The 26,749-nt window shown below is 66.8% G+C and carries 21 protein-coding genes and 3 tRNA genes; 17 read left to right on the top strand and 7 right to left on the bottom strand.

Going from position 1 to position 26,749, the window contains the following annotated elements; all coding sequences use genetic code 11:
* The first annotated feature begins 129 nt into the window (after nucleotides 1-129).
* The 9 genes from AB0E56_RS16325 to AB0E56_RS16285 all read left to right on the top strand — a co-directional run bounded on the left by AB0E56_RS16325 (nucleotide 130) and on the right by AB0E56_RS16285 (nucleotide 15,499).
* The gene (locus AB0E56_RS16325) at nucleotides 130-1,803 is read left to right on the top strand and encodes an ABC transporter substrate-binding protein (protein ID WP_359800731.1); all 1,674 of its coding nucleotides are present in this window, start codon (nucleotides 130-132) and stop codon (nucleotides 1,801-1,803) included.
* Nucleotides 1,804-1,888: 85 nt separating this feature from the next.
* Nucleotides 1,889-2,893: an ABC transporter permease gene (locus AB0E56_RS16320; protein ID WP_359800729.1), complete on the top strand. Its 1,005-nt coding sequence runs from the start codon at nucleotides 1,889-1,891 to the stop codon at nucleotides 2,891-2,893.
* A gap of 34 nt (nucleotides 2,894-2,927) precedes the next feature.
* Nucleotides 2,928-3,893, top strand: coding sequence for an ABC transporter permease (locus AB0E56_RS16315; protein ID WP_359800727.1), 966 nt, complete (start codon nucleotides 2,928-2,930; stop codon nucleotides 3,891-3,893).
* Nucleotides 3,890-5,596 (top strand): ABC transporter ATP-binding protein, encoded by a 1,707-nt coding sequence (locus AB0E56_RS16310; RefSeq protein WP_359800725.1) that lies wholly within the window; start codon nucleotides 3,890-3,892, stop codon nucleotides 5,594-5,596. Before AB0E56_RS16315 ends, AB0E56_RS16310 begins: the two co-directional genes overlap by 4 nt.
* A 231-nt stretch (nucleotides 5,597-5,827) precedes the next feature.
* Complete coding sequence (locus AB0E56_RS16305; RefSeq protein WP_183152029.1) at nucleotides 5,828-9,331, top strand: DNA-directed RNA polymerase subunit beta; 3,504 nt, start codon at nucleotides 5,828-5,830, stop codon at nucleotides 9,329-9,331.
* Nucleotides 9,332-9,411: 80 nt separating this feature from the next.
* A complete protein-coding gene (gene rpoC, locus AB0E56_RS16300; RefSeq protein WP_359800723.1) occupies nucleotides 9,412-13,287 on the top strand; it encodes a DNA-directed RNA polymerase subunit beta' in 3,876 nt (1,291 codons plus the stop codon).
* A gap of 367 nt (nucleotides 13,288-13,654) precedes the next feature.
* On the top strand, nucleotides 13,655-14,584 hold the full coding sequence (locus AB0E56_RS16295; protein ID WP_359800722.1) for a PfkB family carbohydrate kinase: 930 nt from the start codon (nucleotides 13,655-13,657) through the stop codon (nucleotides 14,582-14,584).
* 86 nt (nucleotides 14,585-14,670) lie between these two features.
* Nucleotides 14,671-14,755, top strand: a tRNA-Tyr gene (locus AB0E56_RS16290).
* A 288-nt stretch (nucleotides 14,756-15,043) separates the two neighbouring features.
* On the top strand, nucleotides 15,044-15,499 hold the full coding sequence (locus AB0E56_RS16285) for a hypothetical protein (protein ID WP_359800720.1): 456 nt from the start codon (nucleotides 15,044-15,046) through the stop codon (nucleotides 15,497-15,499).
* Between the two features lie 7 nt (nucleotides 15,500-15,506).
* Here the strand turns inward: AB0E56_RS16285 and AB0E56_RS16280 are convergent, their stop codons facing one another.
* Nucleotides 15,507-16,088, bottom strand: coding sequence for a hypothetical protein (locus AB0E56_RS16280; RefSeq protein WP_359800719.1), 582 nt, complete (start codon nucleotides 16,086-16,088; stop codon nucleotides 15,507-15,509).
* 110 nt (nucleotides 16,089-16,198) lie between these two features.
* Between AB0E56_RS16280 and AB0E56_RS16275 the strand changes: the two genes are divergently transcribed.
* The 8 genes from AB0E56_RS16275 (at nucleotide 16,199) to AB0E56_RS16240 (ending at nucleotide 22,023) form a co-directional block, all read left to right on the top strand.
* Nucleotides 16,199-17,086: a bile acid:sodium symporter family protein gene (locus AB0E56_RS16275; protein ID WP_359800716.1), complete on the top strand. Its 888-nt coding sequence runs from the start codon at nucleotides 16,199-16,201 to the stop codon at nucleotides 17,084-17,086.
* 9 nt (nucleotides 17,087-17,095) lie between these two features.
* Nucleotides 17,096-17,587: an FBP domain-containing protein gene (locus tag AB0E56_RS16270; protein ID WP_359800715.1), complete on the top strand. Its 492-nt coding sequence runs from the start codon at nucleotides 17,096-17,098 to the stop codon at nucleotides 17,585-17,587.
* Between the two features lie 46 nt (nucleotides 17,588-17,633).
* Nucleotides 17,634-18,434 (top strand): enoyl-CoA hydratase/isomerase family protein, encoded by an 801-nt coding sequence (locus AB0E56_RS16265; RefSeq protein WP_359800713.1) that lies wholly within the window; start codon nucleotides 17,634-17,636, stop codon nucleotides 18,432-18,434.
* A 116-nt stretch (nucleotides 18,435-18,550) separates the two neighbouring features.
* A complete protein-coding gene (locus tag AB0E56_RS16260; RefSeq protein WP_359800712.1) occupies nucleotides 18,551-19,549 on the top strand; it encodes a hypothetical protein in 999 nt (332 codons plus the stop codon).
* Nucleotides 19,550-19,557: 8 nt separating this feature from the next.
* Nucleotides 19,558-20,352 carry an inositol monophosphatase family protein gene (locus tag AB0E56_RS16255; protein WP_359801257.1) on the top strand — a complete coding sequence of 265 codons (795 nt, stop codon included), beginning with the start codon at nucleotides 19,558-19,560 and terminating at the stop codon, nucleotides 20,350-20,352.
* A gap of 121 nt (nucleotides 20,353-20,473) precedes the next feature.
* Nucleotides 20,474-21,775 carry a peptidoglycan DD-metalloendopeptidase family protein gene (locus AB0E56_RS16250; RefSeq protein WP_359800709.1) on the top strand — a complete coding sequence of 434 codons (1,302 nt, stop codon included), beginning with the start codon at nucleotides 20,474-20,476 and terminating at the stop codon, nucleotides 21,773-21,775.
* Nucleotides 21,776-21,843: 68 nt separating this feature from the next.
* Nucleotides 21,844-21,915: transfer RNA gene (locus AB0E56_RS16245), tRNA-Thr, on the top strand.
* Between the two features lie 34 nt (nucleotides 21,916-21,949).
* A tRNA-Met gene (locus AB0E56_RS16240) sits at nucleotides 21,950-22,023 on the top strand.
* Nucleotides 22,024-22,489: 466 nt separating this feature from the next.
* Here the strand turns inward: AB0E56_RS16240 and AB0E56_RS16235 are convergent.
* From AB0E56_RS16235 to AB0E56_RS16210, 6 genes are all read right to left on the bottom strand, one after another.
* Nucleotides 22,490-22,840, bottom strand: a complete 351-nt coding sequence (locus AB0E56_RS16235; RefSeq protein ID WP_359800707.1) for a hypothetical protein — start codon at nucleotides 22,838-22,840, stop codon at nucleotides 22,490-22,492.
* Nucleotides 22,841-22,876: 36 nt separating this feature from the next.
* Nucleotides 22,877-23,110 carry a hypothetical protein gene (locus AB0E56_RS16230; protein WP_359800706.1) on the bottom strand — a complete coding sequence of 78 codons (234 nt, stop codon included), beginning with the start codon at nucleotides 23,108-23,110 and terminating at the stop codon, nucleotides 22,877-22,879.
* Nucleotides 23,107-23,928: a CPBP family intramembrane glutamic endopeptidase gene (locus AB0E56_RS16225; RefSeq protein WP_359800704.1), complete on the bottom strand. Its 822-nt coding sequence runs from the start codon at nucleotides 23,926-23,928 to the stop codon at nucleotides 23,107-23,109. Before AB0E56_RS16225 ends, AB0E56_RS16230 begins: the two co-directional genes overlap by 4 nt.
* An 85-nt stretch (nucleotides 23,929-24,013) precedes the next feature.
* Nucleotides 24,014-24,322, bottom strand: a complete 309-nt coding sequence (locus tag AB0E56_RS16220) for a hypothetical protein (RefSeq protein WP_359800702.1) — start codon at nucleotides 24,320-24,322, stop codon at nucleotides 24,014-24,016.
* A gap of 112 nt (nucleotides 24,323-24,434) precedes the next feature.
* Nucleotides 24,435-26,111: an MDR family MFS transporter gene (locus tag AB0E56_RS16215; protein ID WP_359800701.1), complete on the bottom strand. Its 1,677-nt coding sequence runs from the start codon at nucleotides 26,109-26,111 to the stop codon at nucleotides 24,435-24,437.
* Nucleotides 26,111-26,722, bottom strand: a complete 612-nt coding sequence (locus AB0E56_RS16210; protein WP_359800699.1) for a helix-turn-helix domain-containing protein — start codon at nucleotides 26,720-26,722, stop codon at nucleotides 26,111-26,113. Before AB0E56_RS16210 ends, AB0E56_RS16215 begins: the two co-directional genes overlap by 1 nt.
* Nucleotides 26,723-26,749 lie beyond the last annotated feature (27 nt).

Here is a 26,749-nt window from a genome sequence, read left to right as displayed (position 1 = left end):
CGATACCGGATCGCAACCTGGTTCCGTTTGGCATCTGCGGATCTGCTGGGTACCGTCGACTCATCACCGTCACCGAGGCGAAGAAGCCGCGGGACGCGCAAAGAAGCGCCCGACAGGGAAGGTCACACAATGCACCAATCAGTCAAGCGTCGGCGAGGACTCATCGCCGTAACCGGAGCCACGATCGCGGCGATCGCCCTCGCCGGGTGCGTCGCGAGCGAGCGAGGAGACGAAGGCTCCGAAGGCTCGGGCGACGTCGACGGGACGTTCGTCTTCGCCGCGTCATCTGACCCGGCGAGCCTCGACCCCGCGTTCGCGCAGGACGGCGAGAGCTTCCGCGTCTCGCGTCAGGTCTTCGAGGGCCTGGTCGGCACCGAGCCGGGCACGGCGGATCCGGCCCCGCTCCTCGCCGAGAAGTGGGAGTCGTCCGACGACGGCATGTCGCACACGTTCACCCTCAAGGAGGACGTGACCTTCCAGGACGGGACGCCCTTCAACGCCGAGGCCGTCTGCGCGAACTTCGACCGCTGGTACAACTGGACGGGCTTGGCCGCGTCAGAGGCATTCGGCTACTACTACAACAAGCTCTTCAAGGGGTACGCCTCGAACCCCGCCGACGCCGTCTACAAGTCCTGCACCCCTGACGGCGACTACTCGGTCACGATCGAGCTGAACAAGCCGTTCGCCGGCTTCATCCCCTCGCTGTCGCTTCCGGCGTTCGCGATGCAGAGCCCGTCAGCCATGCAGGAGTTCGGCGCCGACGACGTCAGCGGCTCGGCCGAGGCCCCGCAGCTGTCCGAGTACGCGATGGGACACCCCGTCGGCACGGGCCCGTACCAGTTCGACGAGTGGGCGCCGGGCGAGCAGGTCACGCTCAAGGCCTACGGCGACTACTGGGGTGAGGCCGGCCAGATCGACGAGATCATCTTCCGCACGATCGACGACCCGACCGCTCGCCGCCAGGCGCTCGAGTCCGGCTCGATCGACGGCTACGACCTCGTCGGCCCCGCCGACACCAAGGCACTGGGCGACGACGGCTTCACGATGGTGTCGCGTCCGCCGTTCACGATCCTCTACCTCGCCTTCAACCAGGCCGTGCCCGAGCTGCAGGACCCGAAGGTGCGCGAGGCGCTGTCCTACGCCATCGACAAGGATGCGCTGATCAGTCAGGTGTTGCCCGAGGGCACCCAGAAGGCCACGCAGTTCGTGCCGGAGGTCGTCAACGGTTACAACCCGGATGTCACGACCTACGACTACGACCCCGAGAAGGCCAAGTCGCTGCTCGCCGAGGCCGGTTACGACGAGGCGAACCCGCTGAAGCTCACCTTCAACTACCCGGTCAACGTCTCGCGGCCGTACATGCCGGACCCCGAGCAGATCTACACCGTCCTCTCGTCGCAGCTGACCGAGGTCGGCGTCGAGACCACCCCGGTCTCGGAGGAATGGGTCGAGTACCTCGACCGCACCACCGGCACGGCGGATCACGGCATCCACCTGCTCGGCTGGACCGGCGACTACAACGACACCGACAACTTCGTCGGCGTCTTCTTCGGGCAGAAGAGCTCCGAGTGGGGCTTCGACAACCCGGAGCTGTTCCAGAAGCTCACGGAGGCGCGCGGCGTCTCCAAGCTCGAGGAGCAGACGCCGCTGTACGAGGACATCAACGAGATGGTCGCCGAGTTCATCCCCGGCGTCCCGCTCGCGCACCCGGCGCCGACGCTGGCGTTCGACCCGCGCGTGAAGAGCTACCCGGCCAGCCCGGTGAACGACGAGGTCTTCACGGACATCGTCCTCACCAAGTAGGCCCGACCATGTGATCGTCGTTCCCCGGTTCCTCCTTCGCGGCGGGACCGGGGAACGGCGTACCTTCTGATCGACGGAGATCTTCGTGCTGCGCACCATCGGCAGGCGACTGCTGTTCCTCATCCCCACCCTGTTCGGGCTCAGCATCCTGCTGTTCGCCTGGGTCAGGGCTCTTCCCGGCGGCCCCGCGGTCGCCCTTCTCGGCGAGAAGGCCACACCGGAGGCCATCGCCAGGGTCAACGAACTGTACGGCTTCGACGAACCCCTCATCCAGCAGTACTTCACCTGGATCGGTCGCCTGCTGCAGGGCGACTTCGGAACGTCCATCCAGACGAACCGACCCGTGGTGGAGGAGTTCATGCGGCGCTTCCCCGCGACGCTGGAGCTCAGCGTGATGGCCCTCATCTTCGCGGTCGGCGTCGGGATCCCCCTGGGATACTGGGCCGCCCGCCGTCACGGGAAGTTCACCGACCACGCGTCGGTCGTGCTGAGCCTCATCGGCATCACGATCCCGGTGTTCTTCCTCGCGTTCATCCTCAAGTACGTCTTCGCCGTGCAACTGGGATGGCTGCCGTCGGACGGCCGCCAGGACCCGCGGATAGACGCGACCCACCCCACCGGTTTCTACGTGTGGGACGGCATCATCACGGGCGAGTTCGACGCGGCGTGGGATGCGATCCTGCACCTGATCCTGCCTGCGCTCGCGCTCGGCACGATCCCGCTCGCCATCATCGTCCGCATCACGAGGGCTAGCGTCCTCGAGGTGCAGAACGCGGACTACGTGCGCACCGGCCGGGCGAAGGGGGTCGGGGCGCCCACGCTGCGCAACCGGTTCATCCTGCGCAACGCGATGCTCCCTGTCATCACGACGATCGGTCTGCAGACGGGACTGCTGATCTCGGGGGCGGTGCTCACCGAGACGGTGTTCGCCTTCCCGGGCATCGGCTCGTTCCTCGCGAGGGCGATCTTCACGAGGGACTTCCCGGTGCTCCAGGGATTCATCATCTTCATCGCGATCGCGTACGCGCTGATCAACCTGGCGGTCGATGTCTCCTACAGCTTCATCGACCCGAGAGTGAGGGTGCAGTGATGTCCCTCTTCATCGTCCGAAAGGAGGCGGTCGCATGAGCATCGCCCTCCCACCCGCCCAGGGGCCGTCGGCCGAGAGCGGCGGCAGCATCGACACCGTCGCGATCGCGCAGGCCGATCTCAAGAACGGCTCGGGCGGATTCTGGCGCGACGTGTTCCGCCGACTCCGTCGCAACCCGACGGCCTGGATCGGCGCGATCATCGTGCTGCTGTTCCTGCTCGTCGCCGGACTCGCACCGTGGCTGGCCCCTTACCCGGAGACCGCGCTGCCGGGGGCGAAGTTCATCACGCCGACGCACATCCCCGGTCCTGGGGAGCTGCCGGAGTTCCCGCTCGGCCTCGACCGCTTCGGCGGAGACGTGCTGTCGAAGCTCATCTGGGGCGCGCAGGCGTCGCTCCTCATCGGCGTCATCTCCACCGCGATGGGCCTGGTCGGCGGCATGATCCTCGGCCTCCTCGCCGGCACGTTCGGCGGGTGGGTCGACACCGTCATCATGCGGGTCGTCGACATCATCCTCTCGGTGCCGAACCTCCTGCTCGCCGTGTCGATCGCCGCGATCCTCGGTCAGACGCCGTTCGCGGTGATGATCGCGATCGGAGCGTCGCAGGTGCCGATCTTCGCGCGCCTGCTCCGCGCGTCGATGCTGCAGCAGCGCTCGAGCGACTACGTCCTCTCGGCGCAGACGCTCGGGCTCGGCCGCGGGAAGATCACCATGTCGCATGTGCTGCCGAACGCCATCGGTCCCGTGATCGTGCAGGGCACCCTCACGCTCGCGACCGCAGTGATCGATGCGGCGGCCCTGTCGTTCCTCGGTCTCGGCGGCGGAGGACCCGCGACGGCCGAGTGGGGGCGCATGCTCACCTACGCGCAGGCCGAGCTCGCGATCGCGCCATGGCTGGCGTTCCTCCCCGGCATCTGCATCGCGGTCACCGCACTCGGCTTCACCCTGCTGGGTGAGGCGTTGCGCGAAGCGATGGATCCGCGGACGAGGGCGCGATGAACGCGCGCGACGAGGGCGCCGTGTACGCCACGAAGGAGAATCAGATGTCGTCCGAACCGCTACTGTCGGTCGAAGGCCTCGCGGTGGACTTCGCCACCATGGACGGTGTCGTGCACGCCGTCGAAGGGGTGGACCTCGAGATCCGCCCGGGGGAGACGGTCGCGATCGTCGGGGAGTCGGGGTCGGGCAAGTCGACCACCGCGATGGCCATCATCGGCCTGCTCGCCGGCGGGGGGAAGGTCGCCTCCGGGAGCATCCGTCTCGACGGGAAGGAGATCGCGCACGCGCCGGAGAACGAGCTGCGCACGATCCGCGGCCGCGACATCGGCCTCGTGCCGCAGGACCCGATGTCGAACCTCAACCCGGTCGCGAAGATCGGCACCCAGGTCGCAGAGACGCTGCTCGCGCACGGTCTCGCGACCCGGCAGAACGTGAACGCGAAGGTCGTGGAGGCGCTGACAGCCGCGGGACTTCCCGATCCGGAACGGCGTGCGAAGCAGTACCCGCACGAGTTCTCCGGCGGCATGCGCCAGCGCGCGCTCATCGCGATCGGGCTGGCGTGCAAGCCGCGGCTGCTGATCGCGGATGAGCCCACCAGCGCTCTCGACGTCACGGTGCAGCAGACGATCCTCGACCAGATCGGGCAGATGACGAGGGAGCTGGGAACGGCCGTGCTGCTCATCACCCACGACCTCGGTCTCGCGGCCGAGCGCGCCGAGCGGGTGATCGTCATGCATCGCGGCAGGGTCGTCGAGCAGGGCGCCGCGCGGCAGATCCTGGAGAACCCGCAGCATCCCTATACGCAGTCGCTCGTGAAGGCGGCGCCCTCGGTCGCTGCGGCACGTCTGCAGCCGGAGGCGTTCCGGGTGCAGGAGCGGACCGCGGAGGATGGTGTGGACGCCGAGGCCGCTCCCACCGACAACATCGTCGAGATCGAGCACCTCACGAAGGTGTACCCGGTGCGTGGTCGCGGTGAGGACTTCGTGGCGGTCGATGACGTGTCGCTCGCCATCCCCCGAGGGGAGACGGTGGCGATCGTGGGGGAGTCCGGGTCGGGCAAGACCACGACGGCGCGGATGCTGTTGAAGGTGATCGAGCCGACGAGCGGGCTGATCCGCTACGAGGGCAAGGACATCGCGTCGCTGAGCCGGGCCGAGACGAGGGACTTCCGCCAGCAGGTGCAGCCGATCTTCCAGGATCCGTACTCGAGCCTGAACCCGATGTTCACGATCGAGCGCCTGATCGCGGAGCCGCTCGACTTCTACAAGAGGGGGAGCAGCGCCGAACGACGCACGCGCGTGCGGCAGCTGCTCGACGACGTTGCTCTGCCGCAGTCGATGCTGCGACGGTATCCGTCCGAGCTCTCCGGAGGTCAGCGGCAGCGCGTCGCGATCGCCCGCGCACTCGCGCTGTCTCCCGACCTGATCGTGTGCGACGAGCCCGTCTCGGCACTCGACGTCCTGGTGCAGGATCAGATCCTCACGCTGCTCGGCGATCTGCAGCGCGAGTACGGCTTGAGCTACCTCTTCATCTCGCACGACCTGGCGGTGGTGCGACTGATCAGCGACTACGTGTGCGTCATGAAGGACGGCAGGCTGGTCGAGGCGGCGAGTTCGGAGGAGATCTTCACGAACCCGCGCGACCCGTACACGCGGCGTCTGCTGGCCTCGATCCCGGGGAACGAGCTCAACATCGCGTCGTGACGCACCGGGCCGGACGGAATCCGGCCCGGTGCGTCGGTCCACTACCGCAGCTTCCGGGATTGGTCAAGGACTGCGCTTGCCATGTCGCACAATCGTGCGTATAGTTGGTAGTTGCGCTCGCTTCTCCCTGCCCTCATATGGTGGTCGGCATTTCGTTGAGTTCTCGAGCGCACACTCCACCTGACGACAAAGGAATCGAGAAGCCCTGCGGGGCTCACGGAGGTTATTCCCTTGGCTGCTGCTCGCAACGCATCCACATCCACCACCACCAAGAACGGACGCGGAGCTTCCCGTCTTTCGTTCGCCAAGATCTCCGACACGCTGACGGTCCCCGACCTTCTCGCTCTGCAGACCGAGTCCTTCGGTTGGCTGGTCGGCAACGACGCCTGGAAGGCGCGCGTTGCCGAGGCCAAGGCAGCGGGTCGCACCGACGTCAACGAGAACAGCGGTCTGGGAGAGATCTTCGAGGAGATCTCTCCGATCGAGGATCTCGGCGAGACGATGCAGCTCTCGTTCACGAACCCCTACCTCGAGCCCGAGAAGTACTCGATCGAGGAGTGCAAGGAGCGTGGCAAGACCTACGCCGCTCCGCTGTATGTCGAGGCCGAGTTCATGAACCACCTCACGGGTGAGATCAAGACCCAGACGGTCTTCATGGGCGACTTCCCGCTGCAGACCGACAAGGGAACGTTCATCATCAACGGCTCCGAGCGCGTCGTCGTGTCGCAGCTCGTCCGTTCCCCCGGTGTCTACTTCGACAAGACTCCCGACAAGACCTCCGACAAGGACATCGTGTCGGCGCGCGTCATCCCGAGCCGTGGTGCATGGCTCGAGTTCGAGATCGACAAGCGCGACCAGGTGGGCGTGCGCGTCGACCGCAAGCGCAAGCAGTCGGTCACCGTCTTCCTCAAGGCGCTGGGCATGACCAGCGAGGAGATCCTCGCCGAGTTCGCCGGCTACACCTCGATCGAGGAGACGCTCGCGAAGGACACGATCGTCACCAAGGAAGATGCGCTCCGCGACATCTACCGCAAGCTCCGTCCGGGCGAGCAGGTCGCCGCCGAGGCTGCCCGCGCGCTGCTGGACAACTTCTACTTCAACCCGAAGCGCTACGACCTCGCGAAGGTCGGCCGCTACAAGATCAACCACAAGCTGGGTCTCGACCAGCCGCTGACCTCGTCGGTGCTGACCGTCGAGGACATCGTGGCAACGATCAAGTACCTCGTCCGTCTGCACGCCGGCACCGAAGAGACCTTCACGGGTATCCGCGGCGGCAAGAAGGCCGAGATCCGTCTCGCGACCGACGACATCGACAACTTCGGCAACCGTCGCATCCGCGCGGTCGGCGAGCTGATCCAGAACCAGGTCCGCACGGGTCTGTCCCGCATGGAGCGCGTCGTCCGCGAGCGCATGACCACGCAGGACATCGAGGCCATCACGCCGCAGACCCTGATCAACGTGCGCCCTGTCGTCGCCGCGATCAAGGAGTTCTTCGGAACGTCGCAGCTGTCGCAGTTCATGGACCAGAACAACCCGCTCGCGGGTCTGACGAACAAGCGTCGTCTCTCCGCGCTCGGCCCCGGTGGTCTCTCGCGTGACCGCGCGGGCGTCGAGGTCCGTGACGTGCACCCCTCGCACTACGGCCGCATGTGCCCGATCGAGACGCCGGAAGGCCCGAACATCGGTCTGATCGGTGCGCTCGCGACGTTCGCGCGCATCAACTCCTTCGGATTCATCGAGACCCCGTACCGCAAGGTCGTCGACGGTGTCGTGACCGAGCAGATCGACTACCTGACCGCTTCGGAAGAGGTCGACTTCAACATCGCGCAGGCGAACGCCCCGCTCGATGCCAAGGGTCGCTTCCGCGAGAGCCACGTCCTGGCCCGCCCCAAGGGCGGCAGCGGCGAGGTCGACCTGTTCGTCCCCGAGGAGATCGGCTACATCGACGTCTCGCCGCGCCAGATGGTGTCGGTCGCGACCTCGCTCGTGCCCTTCCTCGAGCACGACGACGCACAGCGCGCCCTCATGGGTGCCAACATGCAGCGTCAGGCTGTGCCGCTGCTGCGCAGCGACTCGCCGCTCGTCGGAACCGGTATGGAGGGCTACACCGCCATCGACGCGGGTGACGTGATCACCGCCGAGAAGCCCGGTGTCGTCTCCGAGGTCTCCGCCGACCGCGTCGTCGTCATGCTCGACGAGGGCGGAACGCAGGAGTACCACCTGCGCAAGTTCGACCGCTCGAACCAGGGCACCTCGTACAACCAGAAGGTCGTCGTCAACGCCGGTGAGCGCGTCGAGGTCGGAGAGGTCATCGCCGATGGCCCCGCCACCGAGAACGGCGAGCTGGCACTCGGAAAGAACCTCCTCGTCGCGTTCATGACGTGGGAGGGCTACAACTTCGAGGACGCCATCATCCTGAGCCAGGACCTGGTCAAGGATGACACCCTCTCGTCGATCCACATCGAGGAGTACGAGGTCGACGCCCGCGACACGAAGCTCGGCAAGGAGGAGATCACCCGTGACCTCCCCAACGTCAGCCCTGAGCTGCTGAAGGACCTCGACGAGCGCGGCATTATCCGCATCGGTGCCGAGGTCCGCCCCGGCGACATCCTCGTCGGCAAGGTCACGCCGAAGGGTGAGACCGAGCTGTCGGCCGAGGAGCGTCTGCTCCGCGCGATCTTCAACGAGAAGAGCCGCGAAGTCCGTGACACCTCGCTGAAGGTGCCCCACGGCGAGCAGGGCACGATCATCGCCGTCAAGGAGTTCAACGCTGAGGACGGCGACGACGAGCTCGGCTCCGGCGTGAACCGCCGCGTCGTGGTCTACATCGCCCAGAAGCGCAAGATCACCGAGGGCGACAAGCTCGCCGGTCGTCACGGCAACAAGGGTGTCATCGCCAAGATCCTCCCGATCGAGGACATGCCCTTCCTGTCGGACGGCACCCCGGTCGACATCGTGCTGAACCCGCTCGGCATCCCCGGTCGAATGAACTTCGGCCAGGTCCTCGAGACCCACCTCGGATGGATCGCCAAGCAGGGCTGGAAGGTCGAAGGCACCCCGGAGTGGGCTGTGAAGCTCCCGAAGGACGCGTTCGAGGCCGCCCCCGGCACGAAGGTCGCCACCCCGGTGTTCGACGGTGCGAGCGAGGAGGAGATCGCCGGTCTCCTCGACGCGACCACCCCGACCCGCGACGGCGTGCGCCTGATCGACTCGAGCGGCAAGACGCAGCTGTTCGACGGTCGCTCGGGTGAGCCGTTCCCGGCTCCGATCTCCGTGGGCTACATGTACATCCTGAAGCTGCACCACCTGGTCGACGACAAGATCCACGCGCGCTCCACGGGTCCGTACTCGATGATCACCCAGCAGCCGCTCGGTGGTAAGGCGCAGTTCGGTGGACAGCGCTTCGGTGAGATGGAGGTGTGGGCCCTCGAGGCCTACGGCGCCGCGTACGCGCTCCAGGAGCTCCTCACGATCAAGTCCGACGACATCCTCGGCCGCGTCAAGGTGTACGAGGCCATCGTCAAGGGCGAGAACATCCAGGAGCCCGGCATCCCCGAGTCCTTCAAGGTGCTCATGAAGGAGATGCAGTCGCTCTGCCTGAACGTCGAGGTCCTCTCGGCCGACGGCACGCTGGTGAACCTCCGCGACACCGACGATGAGGCGTTCCGCGCCGCAGAGGAACTCGGTATCAACATCTCCAGCCGCTTCGAGGCCGCCTCGATCGACGAGATCTAATCCGCAGGTGTGCCCGGGACCCAGCTCCCGGGCACACCGAAGCAGACTTCTCAAAAAGAATTTCCGACACAGGAGAACTAGTGCTCGAGTCCACAACTTTCGATGAGCTTCGCATCGGCCTGGCGACCGCGGACCACATCCGCGCTTGGTCGTACGGCGAGGTCAAGAAGCCCGAAACCATCAACTACCGCACACTGAAGCCGGAGAAGGACGGTCTCTTCGGAGAGCAGATCTTCGGCCCGTCCCGCGACTGGGAGTGCGCCTGCGGCAAGTACAAGCGTGTCCGCTTCAAGGGCATCGTCTGCGAGCGCTGCGGCGTGGAGGTCACCAAGAGCTCCGTCCGTCGTGAGCGCATGGGTCACATCGAGCTCGCCGCTCCCGTCACCCACATCTGGTACTTCAAGGGCGTGCCGTCGCGCCTCGGCTACCTGCTCGACATGGCGCCGAAGGACCTCGAGAAGGTCATCTACTTCGCCGCCTACATGGTCATCTCGGTCGACGAGGAAGCTCGTCACCGCGACCTGGGCACGCAGGAGAACAACATCCGCCTCGAGCTGAAGACGCTCGGCGACCGCCGCGACTCCAAGATCGCGGAGCGCCTCGCCAAGCTGGAGGAGGAGCTCGCTGCTCTCGAGGCAGAGGGTGCCAAGGCCGACGCCAAGAAGAAGGTGAAGGACGCCGCCGAGAAGGAGATGTCCCTCATCCGCAAGGGTGCCGACGAGCAGATCGCCAAGCTCGAGCGCGTGTGGGAGGACTTCCGCACGCTCGAGGTCGGCGCGCTCCGCCCGGAGGACGACGTCTTCCACGAGCTGCAGGACCGCTTCGGTCAGTACTTCGAGGCCTACATGGGCGCCGAGTCGATCCAGCGTCGCCTCGCCGCCTTCGACCTCGACGCCGAGGCGGAGAACCTGCGTCTGCAGATCTCCGAGGGCAAGGGCCAGCGCAAGATTCGTGCGATCAAGCGCCTCAAGGTCGTCAGCTCGTTCCTCGAGACCGGTATGAGCCCGGCTGCGATGGTCCTCGACGTGGTCCCGGTGATCCCGCCGGAGCTGCGCCCGATGGTCCAGCTCGACGGTGGCCGCTTCGCGACCTCCGACCTGAACGACCTGTATCGCCGCGTGATCAACCGCAACAACCGTCTTCGTCGTCTGATCGACCTCGGCGCCCCCGAGATCATCGTCAACAACGAGAAGCGCATGCTGCAGGAGGCCGTCGACGCACTGTTCGACAACGGCCGTCGCGGTCGTCCCGTCACCGGCACCGGCAACCGTGCTCTGAAGTCCCTCAGCGACATGCTGAAGGGCAAGCAGGGTCGTTTCCGTCAGAACCTGCTCGGCAAGCGCGTCGACTACTCCGGTCGTTCGGTCATCATCGTCGGCCCGCAGCTGAAGCTGCACCAGTGCGGTCTGCCCAAGCAGATGGCGCTGGAGCTCTTCAAGCCGTTCGTCATCAAGCGCCTGATCGACCTCGGTCACTCGCAGAACATCAAGGCGGCCAAGCGTGCCGTCGAGCGCACCCGTCCCGAGGTCTGGGACGTGCTCGAGGAGATCATCCGTGAGCGTCCGGTTCTGCTGAACCGTGCACCCACGCTGCACCGTCTCGGCATCCAGGCCTTCGAGCCGCAGCTCGTCGAGGGCAAGGCCATCCAGCTGCACCCGCTCGTCTGCGCGGCGTTCAACGCCGACTTCGACGGTGACCAGATGGCTGTCCACCTGCCGCTGTCGGTCGAGGCCCAGGCCGAGGCCCGCGTGCTGATGCTCGCCTCGAACAACATCCTGAAGCCGTCCGACGGCCGCCCGGTCACCCTGCCTTCGCAGGACATGATCATCGGTCTGCACCACCTGACCACGGTCAAGGAGGGCGCAGCCGGTGAGGGCCGTGCATTCGGTTCGGTGGGCGAGGCGATCCTGGCCAAGGACGAGGGTTCCCTCGACCTGCAGGCGAAGATCCGCATCCGCATCCCGGGTCTGACGTTCCTCGAGGGCGAAGCTCCCGAGGGCTACGAGCGTCACGGTCTCGTCGACGCCTCGCTGGGTCAGGCGATCTTCAACGACACCCTGCCGAAGGGCTACCCGTTCGTTCGCGAGCAGGCCGACAAGAACAAGCTGTCGCAGATCGTCAACAAGCTGGCCGAGGAATACCCCAAGGTCGAGACGGCTGCGTCGCTGGACCGCATCAAGGACGCCGGTTTCTACTGGGCCACGCGCTCCGGTGTGACCGTCGCCCTGAGCGACATCCTGACCCCGCCGAACAAGGCGGAGATCGTCGCGGGCTACGAGAAGCAGGCCGCGAAGGTCCAGTCGCAGTACGAGAAGGGTCTGACGACCGACTCCGAGCGTCGCCAGGAGCTCATCAAGATCTGGACCGAGGCGACCGACGAGGTCCAGGCCGCGATGAAGGCGCACTTCCCGGAGGACAACACCATCAACCGCATGGTGTCGTCGGGTGCTCGTGGTAACTGGCTGCAGATCCGGAACATCGCCGGTATGCGTGGTCTGGTGAACAACCCCAAGGGTGAGATCATCCCGCGTCCGATCATCTCCTCGTACCGCGAGGGTCTGTCGGTGGCGGAGTACTTCATCGCGACGCACGGTACCCGTAAGGGTCTGGCCGACACCGCTCTGCGTACCGCCGACTCGGGTTACCTGACCCGTCGTCTGGTGGATGTCTCGCAGGACGTCATCATCCGCGAAGAGGACTGCGGCACGTCGAAGGGCCTCGAGCTCCCGATCGCCGCTCCGAACTCGCAGGGCGAGCTCGTGCGCGACGCGAACGTCGAGAACTCGGTGTTCGCTCGGACGCTGGCCTCCGACGTGGTCGACAGCAAGGGCGAGGTCCTCGCCGCTGCCGGTGACGACGTGGGCGACGTGCTGATCGACAAGCTGGTCGCTGCGGGTGTCGAGACCATCAAGGTCCGCTCGGTCCTGACCTGCGACTCCGCCGTCGGTGTCTGCGCGCAGTGCTACGGCCGTTCGCTGGCGACGGGCAAGACCGTCGACATCGGCGAGGCCGTCGGCATCATCGCTGCCCAGTCGATCGGTGAGCCTGGTACCCAGCTGACGATGCGTACCTTCCACACCGGTGGTTCGGCGTCGGCGGATGACATCACGCAGGGTCTTCCCCGCGTGCAGGAGCTCTTCGAGGCGCGTACCCCCAAGGGCGCGTCGCCGATCGCCGAGGCCGATGGCCGTATCGCGATCGACGAGACCGACAAGGGCAAGAAGGTCATCCTCACGCCCGACAGCGGTGAAGAGCCGGTCGTCTACCCGGTGCTGAAGCGTGCGACGCTTCTCGTCGAGGACGGGCAGCACGTCACGGTCGGTCAGCCGATCCTGGTGGGCACGCTCGACCCCAAGGAGATCATGCGCGTCATGGGTGCTCGCGAGGTGCAGCGTTACCTCGTCGGCGGCGTCCAGGGCGTGTACCGCTCGCAGGGTGTGCCGATCCACGACAAGCACATCGAGGTCATCGTCCGTCAGATGCTCCGCAAGGTCACCGTCGTCGATCACGCCGACACGACCCTGCTCCCGGGTGAGATGGTCGACCTCAAGCGCTACCAGTCGATCAACCGCGAGGCCGTGGCTGAGGGCAAGCGCCCCGCGTCCGGTCGCCCGGAGCTGATGGGTATCACGAAGGCGTCGCTCGCGACCGAGTCGTGGCTGTCGGCCGCCTCCTTCCAGGAGACGACCCGCGTGCTCACCGAGGCTGCGATGCAGGGCAAGCGCGACCCGCTGGTCGGTCTCAAGGAGAACGTCATCATCGGTAAGCTCATCCCCGCCGGAACGGGACTCTCGAAGTACCGCGACGTCACGGTCGAGGCCACCGAGGAAGCCAAGAGCGAGCGCTACCCGAACCGGATCTTCGCATCCGACGGCGCGTACGCGGACGGCGACTTCGGCTACGTCGACTTCGACGCGTTCTCGACGGACGACATCACGCCCGGTACCTACAACTGATCGAGTACTGAGTGACGGAAGGCCCCAGGCGATTTCGCCTGGGGCCTTCTCCGTGTCCGTGGTATCCCCGGCATCTCGCTTGCGTGCGTGCGATGCTGCCGAGTGCACGCGGTGCTGCCGAGTGCACGGGCTATGCGCGTCGGGAGGCCGTGCGCTCGTCGCGAAGCCGTGCGTTCGAGTCGAGGTAGCGCTGCGCCCGGGGATCTGCTTCGGGAAGCGGTGTGCCGCGCCGGGAGGCCGAGTGCACAGGGGTGCTGCCGAGTGCACGGGCTATGCGCGTCGAGAGGCCGTGCACTCGAGGCGAAGCCGTGCGCTCGAGGTGGCGGCGGGAGCGGCGCGCGGCATGATCGCGCGATAGTGTCGGCGGGTGAGCAACGAGACTTCCCCCGCTGATTCCGTCGTCGTGATCGGCGATGCCCTGATCGACGAGATCCACGACGAATCCGGTGTGCGCGAGTTGGTCGGGGGAGCGGCGCTCAACGTGGCCGTCGGACTCCGTCGGCTCGGAGCGCCGGTGACGCTCATCGCGATGGTGGGCGACGATGAGGCCGGCGATCACATCCGTGAATACCTCTCCGACTTCGGGGTCGGACTGATCGCGAGCGAGGCGCCGCGCGGGTCGTCGCGGGCGGTGGTGCGGCGAGCCGCGAACGGCGAGCCGGAGTACGTGTTCAACGAGGCGGCGCAGCGACGAAGCATCCGGTACTCGGATGCCGCACGCGAGGCGATCGCCGACGCAGGCCTGACCGTGATCAGCTGCTTCCCCTTCGATGTTCCCGCCGAGGTCGACGCGCTGGCCGATGCGCTTTCCGGTGCGCGGGTGGCGATCGACCCGAACCCGCGCACCGGGATGCTCGACGATCGTGGGGAGTTCGTGCGGGGGTTCGAGCGCCTCGCCGCGGGTGCGCAGATCGTGAAGGTCGGTGCCGATGATGCGACGATCCTCTACGACGGAGACCTCGACGCCTTGCGCTCGCGGTTGCGCGCGCTCGACGTGGGTGCGGTGCTGGCGACAGCCGGAGCAGAGGGTGCGGTGCTCGAGACGGATGCCGGTGTCGTGACCGCTCCGATCTCGGACCTGCCGGGGCGAGTGATCGACACGGTGGGCGCGGGCGACGCGACGCTCGCGGCGGTCGCATCCGGGCTCGTCTCAGGATCCCCACGTCTGCTCGATGACTGGCGCGCGCTGCTCCAGCGCGCCATGGACATCGCCGCCGCGACCTGTCGCGCCGAGGGTGGTCTGCTGCGTACTCCGGAGTCGCTCGCCGACTCCGGGCGGGGGATCCACGGCAGCTGAGCGTTCGATTTCATCCGACCGCGTCTGGCGGGTATGATCAATACTCGTGCCCCCGGTTGGCTGTTGAAGTCGGACGGGTGCGCTCTGGCGAGTTACCCAAGCGGCCAAAGGGATCTGACTGTAAATCAGACTGCTCTGCATTCGGGGGTTCGAATCCCTCACTCGCCACCACTTCGGAACAGCCTCTGACTAGGTGTTATCCACACCGCGTCAGGGGCTTTCTCGTTCATGCCCCGACTCATGGGTCGAATCCCTGGTCCCTGAGGTGCGGGACGGCTCCCCCTCGAACGGGCGCGGACTCACGAACGCTGCAGGTCGGCGAATCGACCGTGAAGACCTCCGTCGACGGTGAGAACGCATGTCCGGTCCGCATACTCGCCACGCTCAGCGCGCGTGACCGCATCCACGCGGTCATTCCGGCGCACAGGCTGGGCTTCGGTGACCAGTAGAGTGAGGCAGGTGCCCACAGAAACCACCCGCCGTTCCGTTCTGAAGACTGCCGTCTGGTCCGCCCCCGTCGTCGCTGCGACTGTGGCTCTGCCCCTGGCCGCAGCCTCAGGACCCACCGGGCCCACCGGGTTCAGCGTCGCTGCCGCCGCTGTTCAACTCCCCGCCGGGACGCAGTCCAACATCAACGTGACGTTCCCCGCCGACGCCCTGCCGATCGCACCGGGCACGATCGTTCTCGAGTACCGTCTGGTCTCCGGGACCGGGACGATTCTCGGCGGCGGGCTGCCGCCGACGTGGACGTACACGTGGCCGTCGGCGACCGTCCTGAACTTCACCCCACCTGCGGCCCCCTCGCTGACGGAGAACGTCTTCACGATCCAGTTCTCCGGCGGTACCTGGTCTGTGACGTTGCGTACGCCGCAGGGAGACTTCGGCACACAGATCGAGATGATCGATCCGGCCTGAGGCCGCGTCAGTAGGTCCAGCTCCAGCGGAGACCCGGGGCGACCTGGAGAACGAGTGTGCCGTGCGCATCCGGCACCTCGAGCACGACCGAGCCCGCGACATTCGTTTCCCCGCGCACGACCGCAGGGAACTGCTCGGTGTCAGGGAGGCAGTCGGCGGACGCCCACACGTGCCGGTTCGCGGCACCCCCACCTTCAGGAAGCGCAGACCACGCGTTCTCGCCGAATGCCAGTGGCTGGCGGAGTGCAGCCGTCGCGGCGCCGTCGAGGTCGATCCGCACGAGCCGGCCGTCGGTCGGCCGCCCGTGCGCGTCAGACACCTCGCAGGCGACGTCGAGCGTGATCGCCGTCACGCTGAACTGCGCCAAAGTCCCGCTCGCTGACTCGACGGAGAAAGTCTCTCCCACCGCCTTGTGGATCGGGGCGACGACGGCACCCGGCGACGAGGTGTAGGACGGGGATGGAAGCGGCACCTGCCCCGTCGACCAGCCGTCGCCGAATCGGTCTTCGCGCGTCGAACCACTCCCTTGCGAACAACCGGTCAGCACCAGCGCGGTCACGACCACTCCGATCGCGATACCTCTTCTCATACTGTCGAGCCTACGGCGACGCGTCGCCTCAGTCCCTCGCGGTGCCCCCGCGGAGTCTTCTTCGCGACACCAGGTGACACCGAGGCCCTCCATCCGTCACACTGAGTCCCATGGGATCAGCGTTGACCACCATCGGACTCCCCGTCGCGCTGGGCATCATCATGCTCGGCTTGGGACTCAGCCTCACTCTCGCCGACTTCGCGAGGGTGCTGAAGCAGCCGAAGGCGGTGATCATCGCTCTCCTCTGCCAGCTCGTGCTGCTGCCGGCCATCTGCTTCGGGCTCGTGCTCGCCTTCCAGCTGCCGCCCGTGCTCGCGGTCGGCATGATGATGCTCGCCGCATCGCCGGGCGGGACGACCGCGAATCTGTACAGCCACCTGTTCCGTGGCGACATCGCACTGAACATCTCGTTGACCGCCGTCAACTCGGTGATCGCGGTGATCACGCTCCCGATCATCACCAATCTCGCGATCGCGTACTTCCAGCCGTTCGATGACCGTCTCGGCCTGCAGTGGTCGAAGGCGCTCGAGGTCTTCGCGATCGTGCTGCTGCCGGTCGCTCTCGGCATGCTCGTGCGACGTCTCTGGCCGCGATTCGCGACTGGCATGGACAAGCCGGTGCGTATCGCCTCTGTGATCATCCTGATCGTCGTGATCGCGGGTGCCGTCGCGTCGAACTGGACGCTCCTCGTCGCGAACTTCACGCAGCTCGCCCTCATCACTGTGCTCTTCTGCCTGATCAGCCTCGCGATCGGCTTCCTCGTCCCGCGGATGCTGCGGGTGGGGAAGCGGCAGGCCGTCGCCACGTCCTTCGAGATCGGGATCCACAACGCCACCCTGGCGATCGTCATCGCGCAGTCCGTGCTCGGCTCGGTGGAGCTGAGCCTTCCCGCGGCCGTGTACGGCGTGCTGATGTTCTTCATCGCGTTCGGGTTCGGAGTCCTGATCCGCGACCGCGATGCGACGGCAGACGCGCCCGCGGTGGGCACGAGTTCATAGACTGGACCGATGCGACCGCTCACCGAAGCCGACGTCAGGGCATCTTTCGTCAACGCGGATGCCGACGAGCTGCGGATCATGGAGATGCCGCACGACTTCCTGCTCCTCGACTGGGACTACCTCGACTTCTTCGCCTGGCAGGATCCCTCCGCCAGCCGCCGCGGCTACGTGCTGATCCCCCACGAGGACGACGTGGTCGGCATCGTGCTCAGGGCCACGGAGCCGAGTCGCATCCGCACGGGCATGTGCAACATCTGCCACACGATGCAGCCGGGCAACCAGGTCGCGCTCTTCTCCGCACGACGCGCGGGGGAGGCGGGGCGTCGAGGCGACTCGTTCGGCACGTACATGTGCGCCGATCTCTCGTGTCACGAGAACGTGCGGCTGGCGCACCCCCTCGCGCCGAACGAGGTCAGGACACCCGGGCAGGTCGACTTCCGTCTGGACGGCACACGTCGTCGGATGGAGAGCTTCGTCGCGCAGGTCTGGGAGCGCGTCTGATCGCGGTTACGCTGGACCCACACGACCTGTGCTCGAAGGAGACGCCATGAGTGATGCCATCCTGTTCGCCGTCGAAGAGGGAATGGCCCGGCTCACGCTGAACCGCCCCGCCCGCCTCAACGCGTTCAACGCCGATCTCGCGCACGCGTGGAAAGAGGCGACGGCCGAGGCGACCTCGCGCCCCGACGTCAAGGCGATCCTCATCGATGCCTCGGGTCCGGCGTTCTGCGCCGGCGGCGACGTGATCGACATGGCGACCACGATGGGAGCTTCCGGCACCGAGATCACTGCTCTCGCCGAGGTGATCAACGCCGGCATCCGTTCGCTCACCGAATCGACGGTTCCGGTCGTCGCGGCCGCGCACGGCACGACGGCGGGCGGTGGACTCGGCATCCTGCTCTCGAGCGACTACGCCGTGGTCGGCTCGCGTTCCAAGCTCGGCAGCCTGTACGCCAACATCGGTCTGACGCCCGACCTCTCCGTCTCGGCCCAGCTCGCCCGCGCCGTCGGCCAGCGTCGTGCGCTGCAGCTCGTGCTGCAGGATCGACTCCTCTCGGCCGCTGAGGCTGTCGAGTGGGGTCTCGTCGCAGAGGCCGTCGCCGGTGAGGATGCCGCAGCCGAAGCCGCCCTCGTGCGCGCTCGTGGCGAGGAGATCGCGCGGTTCTGGCTCGCGGGAGCAGCCGACGCCTACGGCCAGGCGAAGCGGCTGGTGCGTTCGCAGCCGGAGCGTTCCTTCGTGGAGCAGTTGAGTGAGGAGGCCCGCTCCATCGGCGCTGCGCTCGAGACCCCGGACGCCCAGGCGAGGGTCGCGGCCTTCGCCGCGGCATCCGCCAAGAAGGCGAGCTGACTTCTTCTGCTCGGTCCCTCATGGAGCATCGACTTTCCCCATCCTGAGCGGCCGCCACGGCATCCGGCGACGTGCGTGGCAGGATGAAGGCATCGCCGCTCGACGAGAGGATCGCCATGTCCCAGCCGGACATCACCACGCAGCAGCCGCAGGGTGAGAAGAAGAACATGTCGCTGCTGATCCGGGGCTCGCTCTGGATCGCCATAGGCGCCCTGATCGCCGCGGCACTCGTGTGCGTGGTCTGGGTTCTCATCGGAGACCAGGACGGCCTGATCGGCCGTGCCTTCCTCACGATCCTGCTGTTGGCGGCATTCGCGGGGATCGCGATCCTCGAGGCCGGCCTCGCGCCGAACAGGCCCGACTGGCTTCAGCTCGCGAGCATGGTGAGCTGGATCGTCGCGCTGCTCGTCGGCGCCGTGAAGATCTGGCTCCCCGAAGACGGCATCTACTTCGGAGCCGAGCGCTTCTTCCAACTCCTGCTGGTCATCGCGATCCTGCAGCTCGCGCTACTGCATGTGCGTCTGTTCACGGCGGCGGCGCAGCGCCACGTCACCACGTTCACGCGGGTGATCTTCATCGTCACGATCACGTTCCTCGCCGGTCTCGTCGGCATGCTGGTGTTCTTCCTCGCCTTCCCGCACACCTTCCACTACGGCGAGTTGTACTGGCGGATCGTGGTCGCGCTCACGATCCTCGTCGCCGTCGGCACCACACTCATCCCTCTACTGAACGCGCTGTTCGCGCCGAAGAAGAAGTCTCCGGCCGTCGTGTCTCCTGCGGGAGCGCCGAGCTGGCCGACCTATGCCGACGGCATCACGCCGCTGCCCGCGCTGCCCGACTCCTCGCCCGATTGGAACGCGTACTACACGGGGTATCCGACCGCGCCGCAGCAGGCCCTCCCGCAGGCGCCGGTTTCGAGCTTCCCGGTGGCGCCGCAGCCCGCCCCGCCCCAGCCCGCGCCGCAGTTCATGCAGCCGGAGGCTCCGGCAGGGCCGGCAGGCGGACACCCCGTCCCGCCTGTCCCTGCGTTCGAGGAGCATCCGCCGGTGGCGCCGCAGAGTGAACCGCCCGCGTTCCCGCCGCCGCCGCCCGCTCCGCAGCCGCCGTCCCGGTGACGCGCACGGTGACTCCGGCAGGAGAGCTCAGGGAGCTCGCGACCGAGATCGCTCGTGAGGCAGGGGAACTCGCTTGCGCCCGGCGGATGGAGGGCGTGCGACTGGCTGCGACGAAGTCGACCCTCGCCGATATCGTGACCGAGGCCGACCGGGAGGTCGAGGACCTGATCCGGGGACGCCTGCGCGCTGCGCGACCCCACGACGGCTTCCTCGGTGAGGAATCGGGTGCCGAGCCGGGGGAGAGCGGCATCACGTGGGTCGTCGATCCCATCGACGGCACGGTCAACTACGCCTACGGGCTTCCCGCATACAACGTCAGCATCGCGGCGGTCCGCGGCGAGCCTGATCCCGAGTCGTGGGAAGCGCTTGCCGCCGTGGTCAACGCACCGGCGCTCGGCGAGATCTTCACGGCGGCTCGCGATGAAGGAGCGTGGGCGGGAGGACTCCGCCTGGCGGTGACCGACGAGACACCAGCGGGAGCGCTCCTCGGTACCGGCTTCGGCTACGACCCCGCGACGCACGACGGCGACCTCGCCACGGTGCGGCGCGTGATGCCGATGGCGCGTGATCTTCGGCGCATGGGTGCGGCAGCGCTCGACCTCGCCTACGTCGCCGCCGGCCGTCTGGATGGCTTCTTCGAACGCGGGCTGCGCCCGTGGGACCATGCCGCCGGCGCTCTCCTGATCGAGGAGGCCGGTGGAGTGGTCTCGCGGGTCGACGTCGAATCGCCGCGGCCGATGCTGATCGCGGGCGGGCGCGACGTGCACGCCCGTCTGCGCGACATCCTGGCCTCGAAAAGCTGAACGATTCATGGCTTTCCCAGGGTGATCAGGGTAGTGTTTTACCCGATCGTTACTTTCGCCACCCGAAGGTGAAAGTCTGAGTTTGCGCCCCCGAGCACGACGCACGACCGAGAGAAACGCTTTGCCCTTCGAGAACACCCAGGCTGCCTCTGCGCCCACGCGCCGGTCCAGCCGACTCCGCACCGAGGCATCCCCGACCTCCGCGGCAGGAACGACGGCGCACATCTCCGCCGCTGAGTCCGCTGTCGTCGCTCTCGCCGCGGTCGCACCGCTCTCCCGTCGCGCCGCTCGGCAGCAGGGCGCTGGCGACAGCGCCGTCGAAGCTCCGCTCGAGCCGTTCATCGCCGCGACCCCTGAGCCGATCATCGCCGCGACCCCTGAGCCGATCATCGCCGATGTCCCCTCCGCCCCCGTCGTCACCGACAAGGTAGAGGAGCTCGTCGAGGTTCCCGCTGCGTCGGCCGACGAGGTTGCCGCTCCGTCCAGCGAGTCCGAAGAGTTCGTGGTCACGGATCCGACGCCGGAACTTCCCCTCGACGATCAGGCCGATCCCTTCGAGCGCGCATCCCGCGCCTTCCGCACGGGCGCAGTGCGCACGGTCGCCCCGTCTGCGCGGTCGTCGCGCGCGCAGGAGTCGACCACACCCGATTCCGAGGCTTCCGCCCACGTGGCGAGCCGTCGCCCGCGGAACATCCGCAAAGTCGTGACGCTCGGAGCGACAGTCGGCGTGATGAGCCTGGCGGGTCTCCTCGCCGTGTCGATGACACTTCCGGCCGAGGCTGTTGCCGCAGTGCAGGGCGGCTCGACCGCCCGCACATCGCTGGTGTCCACCGCCGCCGACGAGGCCGGCGACGCCGCGGCCGCCGAGATCCAGGCGTTCGTGGCTCCCGCAGGTGTCGAGAACGATTCGCTCGCCCGGGCCGACGACTTCAGCACGGTCTCGCTCGTGCAGGTCGCGGCCGAGCAGGGCATCAACTATTCGGGTGAGATCTTCACGAACGACCCCGACGCCGCGATCCAGTGGCCGTTCCTGGTCGGCGTCGGCATGAGCTACGGCTACGGCATGCGCAGCGGCCGCCTGCACGAGGGCATCGACTTCGTCCCCGGGAACGGCGCGCCGATCCAGGCCATCGCGGATGGCACCGTCCGCATCGCGACCGAACAGGGCGGTGCCTTCGGTGTGACCGTCTACATCGACCACGTCATCGACGGCGAGGTCATCACGAGCCACTACTCTCACATGCAGTACGGTTCGCTGCAGGTCAAGGCGGGCGACAAGGTCACCGTCGGCACGGTCGTCGGGAAGACCGGGAACACGGGTCGTTCGTACGGCGCGCACCTGCACTTCGAGCTCATCGTCAACGGTTCGACCATCGACCCGATGCCGTGGCTCAAAGCCAACGCCGGTCGGACCTCGTACTGACGGTCCGGATTTCATGAGGACGCCACAGTGATGGTATTCTCGTACGGTTGCCCCGCGAGGGGTAGCACGCCCCGATAGCTCAGTGGCAGAGCACTTCCATGGTAAGGAAGGGGTCGTCAGTTCAATCCTGACTCGGGGCTCGCAGCATTCTTCTCACGCGGACGGATGCCTCGCGGCAGGGTAGCTCAGCTGGTTAGAGCGCACGACTCATAATCGTGAGGTCGCGGGTTCAAGCCCCGCTCCTGCTACAGATCAAAACCCCTGGGATTCCGGGGGTTTTGTCGTATCCGAGGCGATGGCCGGAGTGGCGTACAGACGGGGTGTGTTGGTTCTGTGCCGGTCATGGTTGACCGTGGACGATTGTTAGCCGTGTGGGTGGCTGCACGATACACTTGAGATACGGCGGGCAGTAGCCCTCGGAGCCTGGCAGTCTTCCGGACGGTAGACGAGCCAGGCTCACGTGTTTCTATGGTCGTATGACCCGTGAATCGACGATCGTGTCGACCCGTCGGATCCAGTCGCCTCCGTTCGAATAGCGCCAAGCGACGGCGTCACTCACCCAGAGCAGCGGGTGCTCGTGAGGGGCGACGTGCCGATACTGCATTTCTGATGATCCCGCGCGACGGATCATATCGCGATCAGTAGACGATCCGCGCGCTCAAGGGAATCGCAGTCAGGGTCGGACGTGCAACCGCGGGCGCGAGAGTATCGCGGTCACCCAGGGGTGCGATCGGCGAGGGCGGCGCTGAGGAGCGCGCGGACCTCGACGTCGTCGTTCACCCCATCCGTCACGTACGGCTTCCAGCGGTCCAGCTGTGACAGCACCCACTCCCAGTGCGCGAGTCGCAGAGTGATCGGCAGCGGATGCTCGCGAGGCGGCCATCCGTATGCGTCACGGTCGCCCTCGTATGCGGCGGAGGCACGCCATCCGGCGTCGCGGATGCACGATGCGGCGATCACGGACTCCATGAGGCCCTCCACGACGTCGACCGCCATGGAGTTGTCGACGCACCCATCGACGCGATGCCACAGCCGCACGGGGATCTCGATCGTCAGATAGTGCACGCCGTCATCCTGCCAGAGGCCTCCGGGCAGGAAAGATCAGCGCGATACGTCGGGGTAGACCGTGCCGGAGTGTCCAGGGCGGCTCGCCGCGGGGATGCGCGTGACGGGAGGCCACACGACGAGCAGGAACGCGGCGAACGGACCGAACAGCAGCGTGAGGAGGAACCAGGCCCACGCCGAGCGGTTGCGGGTGCGCGCGAACCCGCCCGCGAGGATCGCCACGGTCAGCCACATCCCCGATACGACGGTTGCGAGATACTCGACAGTCATGGTTCGAGACTACGTTCCCGACCGTGCGACTCTCGGACGCGACCGCGGATGAAGAAGATCAGCACGAGCCCGACGACGATGACCACGGCGTTGCTGAGGTTCGCTATGCCGGTGAGCGCCCCCTCGGCGGGGTGGGCGACCTGCAGGAAGACGCCGGGGTCGGTGCTGGCGTGCAGCAGGATCGGGGTGATGATCGTGCCGGTGACCCTCATCGCGAGGTACATGCAGATGCCGAACGCGAACGTGTAGACGACCTGGATCGCCGTGGCGAAGAGGTTCTGTCCGCTCAGCAGATTTCCCGAGTGGAGCCCGGCGAACACGCCAGCGGAGATCACTGCGACCACGATCTCGCGGGACCCCGCTTTGCGGAGCAGGTTCACCACGAGGCCGCGGGTGAGCACCTCTTCGGCGAATCCGATGAGCAGGCCGGCCAGGAGCCAGGTCGCCACCACGTCGAAGCCCGTCTCGGAGTAGTCGATCGTCGCGAAGCGCAGGATGTTGAAGAGCAGCACGACGACGACGGCGATCCACATCCACCCCCGTCCGCGGATCGGCTGCGCGCCGAACACCTCATGCCACCATCCCACCGAGGCGATGAATCCCACGAGGAGCAGACCGCCCACGAGCAGAGGGAGCACGTAGTAGACCACGACGGCTCCGGCGCTGTTCGGATCGTCGACCAGCGACGTCAGCGGCGTGAACGCGAGCGAGAGGCCCTGGTAGAGGGCGAAGTACACCGCGGCGAGCAGGAGTGCGCGCCACAAGCCGCCCTTCTCCCAGAAGCTCTTCCAGGTGGTCGTCGTGCGCGAGTCAGGCATGGGGCTCCGAGTGGCTCAGGGTCATCGATTGCTCGTCAGTCTGACGCACGCCGCTCTCGGCGTCCATGCGTCGGTGCCCGGCGGGTCAGCGCGACTCTCTCGGGAAACCCTTCGTGCCGCGAACCGGGGGGAGGTGCGGGATCGGTATGGGACGGGTGGCTCGAGAGGCGTCCTGGAACCTCCGTACGGCTTCGAGGACGTCTTCGGGAGAGGAGTACCGCAGGGCGAGGGGAAGATCGCGCCTCCAGAGCACTTCGACCTCGGTCGGTGCGTCTTCGAAGATCGTGCAGACGACTCTGCGGTGATCGTTCTCGGAGTAGTGCAGATCGTGGATCGCCCAATCGTTCGCGCTGACCTCGACCAGCGCGAACCTTCGGTCCGGATCGTGCTCCATCATTCTCCTCGCTCGTCCCCAAGATGAACCATGACCCATCGTTGCGTCCGAGGGGAGCCCCTTGACAGAAAGCGAGAGGCCCTCGCCCCGTCGGGGTCGAGGGCCTCTCGTCTCAACGGGCCGTCGGGGTCGAACCGGTGTCAGCCGAGCGGATCTCCGCGACGGAGACGCGTTCCCCGCCCCCGCCCCCGCCTCCGCGCAACTCGGCTTCGAGCCGCTCCGCTTCCGCCCCGCTGATCGCCTCGCCCCGAGCGACCAGACCTGCCTGGTCGGACAGAGGGATCTGCTTGAGGAACAGGGAGAGGAGCAGTGCCAGTGCGATGAACGGCACGAGGTACCAGAAGACGGGTGCGAGGGCGTCGGCGTACGCGGTCACGATCCCCTCGCGCACGTCGTCGGGGAGCGATCCGAGCGTCGACGGATCGATCGTGGACGCTGCCTGCGAGGCGTCATCGGGAGAGGCGCCGGCTTCGGCGAACACCCCGAGGAGGTTCTCGGTCAGCCGCGTGGTGAAGATCGTCCCGAAGACGGCCGTTCCCAGCGATGCGCCCACTTCGCGGAAGTAGTTGTTCGTGCTGGTCGCGGTGCCCAGCTCACCCGCCGGGACGGCGTTCTGCACGACGAGGACCACGACCTGCATGATGAGGCCGAGCCCCGCGCCGAAGACGAACAGGAACACGCAGATCAGCCAGATCGGGGTCGATGCCGACAGGGTGGTCATCGAGATCATCGCGATGCCCGTGATGATCGTGCCGAGGATGGGGTAGATCTTGTACTTGCCGGTCTTGGAGATCGCGATACCAGAGAAGATCGACGTTCCCATCAGGCCGACCATCATCGGGATCATCAGCAGGCCTGAGGCCGCGGCCGACGTGCCCGACGACATCTGCAGGAATGTCGGCACGAATCCGATCGCGGCGAACATCCCGATGCCGAGCACGAGCCCGATGGCCGTGGCGTTGACGAAGATCGGGTTGCGGAACAGGCTCAGGGGGATGATCGGGTCCTGCACGCGCGACTCCGTGATGACGAACGCCGTGGCGGCGACCACGAGACCTGCACCCCAGGCCCAGGTGGCCAGCGAGTCCCATCCGAACTCGGCATCGCCACCGAAGTCGGTGAAGAAGATCAGGCACGTCGTGGCGATCGAGAGGAAGATCACGCCGAAGATGTCGATCGGCTTCTCGGCCTTCTTGCTCGGCAGCTTCAGTGCCACGAGGGCGATGATGAACGCGGCGATGCCGACGGGGATGTTGATGTAGAACGCCCACTGCCAGGTCATGTGATCGACGAAGAATCCGCCGAGGAGCGGACCGGCGACGGCGGAGAGACCGAAGACGGCGCCGAGGGGGCCCATGTACTTGCCGCGCTCGTTGGCGGGGACGATGTCGGCGATGATCGCCTGCGAGAGGATCATGAGTCCGCCGCCGCCCAGCCCCTGCAGCGCGCGGAACACGACGAACATCCAGAAGTCGGTGGCGAATGCGCAGCCGACCGAGGCCAGGGTGAACAGCGCGATCGCGACGAGGAACAGATTGCGGCGCCCGAGCACGTCGCCGAACTTGCCGTAGATGGGCATCACGATCGTGGTGGCCAGCAGGTAGGCGGTGGTGATCCAGACCTGGTGGTCGACGCCGCCGAGCTGCCCCACGATCGTCGGCATGGCGGTCGACACGATGGTCTGGTCGAGGCTCGAGAGCAGCATGCCCGCGATGAGGGCGCTGAAGATGATCCAGATGCGGCGCTTCGTGAGCAGGAAGGGCGCATCCTTCGTGGCGGTGGTGGACATCAGTGGTCTTTCTGTGATGGTGCGTAGAGGGAGCGGGCGAGGTCGAGGCGTCGCGCGATGAGCTCGCCGAACGTCTCGGTGGACTGGTGGTGCAGCAGTTGGTCCATGCTCATCCGGATCAGCGCGCCGACCGTGTGCACGATGACCTCGGCGCGGAGCTCGGCGTCGACCGCCTCGGGGGTCCGCCGGAGGATGAGCCCGATGTCGCGGCGCTCGTTCTTGGCGACCTGCTCGAATGCGGCCTTGAGCAGGCGCGGCTCCTGCTCGATCACGGCGAACATCGCCGGTGCATCGTCGACGGGGTTGAACAGCTCGAAGCGGCCGATCGTCAGCTGGAGGAAGTCATCGAGGAGGTCTCCGCGCTGCGACACGAACTCCTCCTCGAGCGCCTCCTGGCGGGAGTCGATCGTGGTGAAGCCGAAGACGGCGTGCTCTTTGCTCTCGAAGTAGTTGAAGAAGGTGCGCCGCGAGACGCCGACCTCTGCGCACAGCTCCTCGATCGTGAACCCGGCGAACCCCTCGCTCGCCGTCAGTCGCCGTGCGGCATCGGTGAGTGCGCGAGACGTCTCCCGCTTGCGCTGTTCCCGCAAGGATTCTGCACTGTCGTTCATAGAGTGCAATATTGCACTCTGTTCCTT

Source organism: Microbacterium sp. NPDC028030 (genome assembly GCF_040637855.1).
In the GTDB taxonomy this organism is placed as follows: Bacteria; Actinomycetota; Actinomycetes; order Actinomycetales; family Microbacteriaceae; genus Microbacterium.
The sequence above is the reverse complement of the archived record's forward strand: the minus strand, read 5'-3'. Positions and strand labels throughout refer to the sequence as shown.

Coding starts and splice junctions, on each gene's coding strand:
- AB0E56_RS16280 (WP_359800719.1), bottom strand. CDS start 16,088: ATGAGAAGAGGTATCGCGATCGGAGTGGTCGTGACCGCGCTGGTGCTG.
- AB0E56_RS16325 (WP_359800731.1), top strand. CDS start 130: ATGCACCAATCAGTCAAGCGTCGGCGAGGACTCATCGCCGTAACCGGA.
- AB0E56_RS16225 (WP_359800704.1), bottom strand. CDS start 23,928: ATGCCTGACTCGCGCACGACGACCACCTGGAAGAGCTTCTGGGAGAAG.
- AB0E56_RS16230 (WP_359800706.1), bottom strand. CDS start 23,110: ATGACTGTCGAGTATCTCGCAACCGTCGTATCGGGGATGTGGCTGACC.
- AB0E56_RS16220 (WP_359800702.1), bottom strand. CDS start 24,322: ATGGAGCACGATCCGGACCGAAGGTTCGCGCTGGTCGAGGTCAGCGCG.
- AB0E56_RS16260 (WP_359800712.1), top strand. CDS start 18,551: ATGTCCCAGCCGGACATCACCACGCAGCAGCCGCAGGGTGAGAAGAAG.
- AB0E56_RS16275 (WP_359800716.1), top strand. CDS start 16,199: ATGGGATCAGCGTTGACCACCATCGGACTCCCCGTCGCGCTGGGCATC.
- AB0E56_RS16310 (WP_359800725.1), top strand. CDS start 3,890: ATGAACGCGCGCGACGAGGGCGCCGTGTACGCCACGAAGGAGAATCAG.
- AB0E56_RS16210 (WP_359800699.1), bottom strand. CDS start 26,722: ATGAACGACAGTGCAGAATCCTTGCGGGAACAGCGCAAGCGGGAGACG.
- AB0E56_RS16270 (WP_359800715.1), top strand. CDS start 17,096: ATGCGACCGCTCACCGAAGCCGACGTCAGGGCATCTTTCGTCAACGCG.
- AB0E56_RS16215 (WP_359800701.1), bottom strand. CDS start 26,111: ATGTCCACCACCGCCACGAAGGATGCGCCCTTCCTGCTCACGAAGCGC.
- AB0E56_RS16265 (WP_359800713.1), top strand. CDS start 17,634: ATGAGTGATGCCATCCTGTTCGCCGTCGAAGAGGGAATGGCCCGGCTC.
- AB0E56_RS16315 (WP_359800727.1), top strand. CDS start 2,928: ATGAGCATCGCCCTCCCACCCGCCCAGGGGCCGTCGGCCGAGAGCGGC.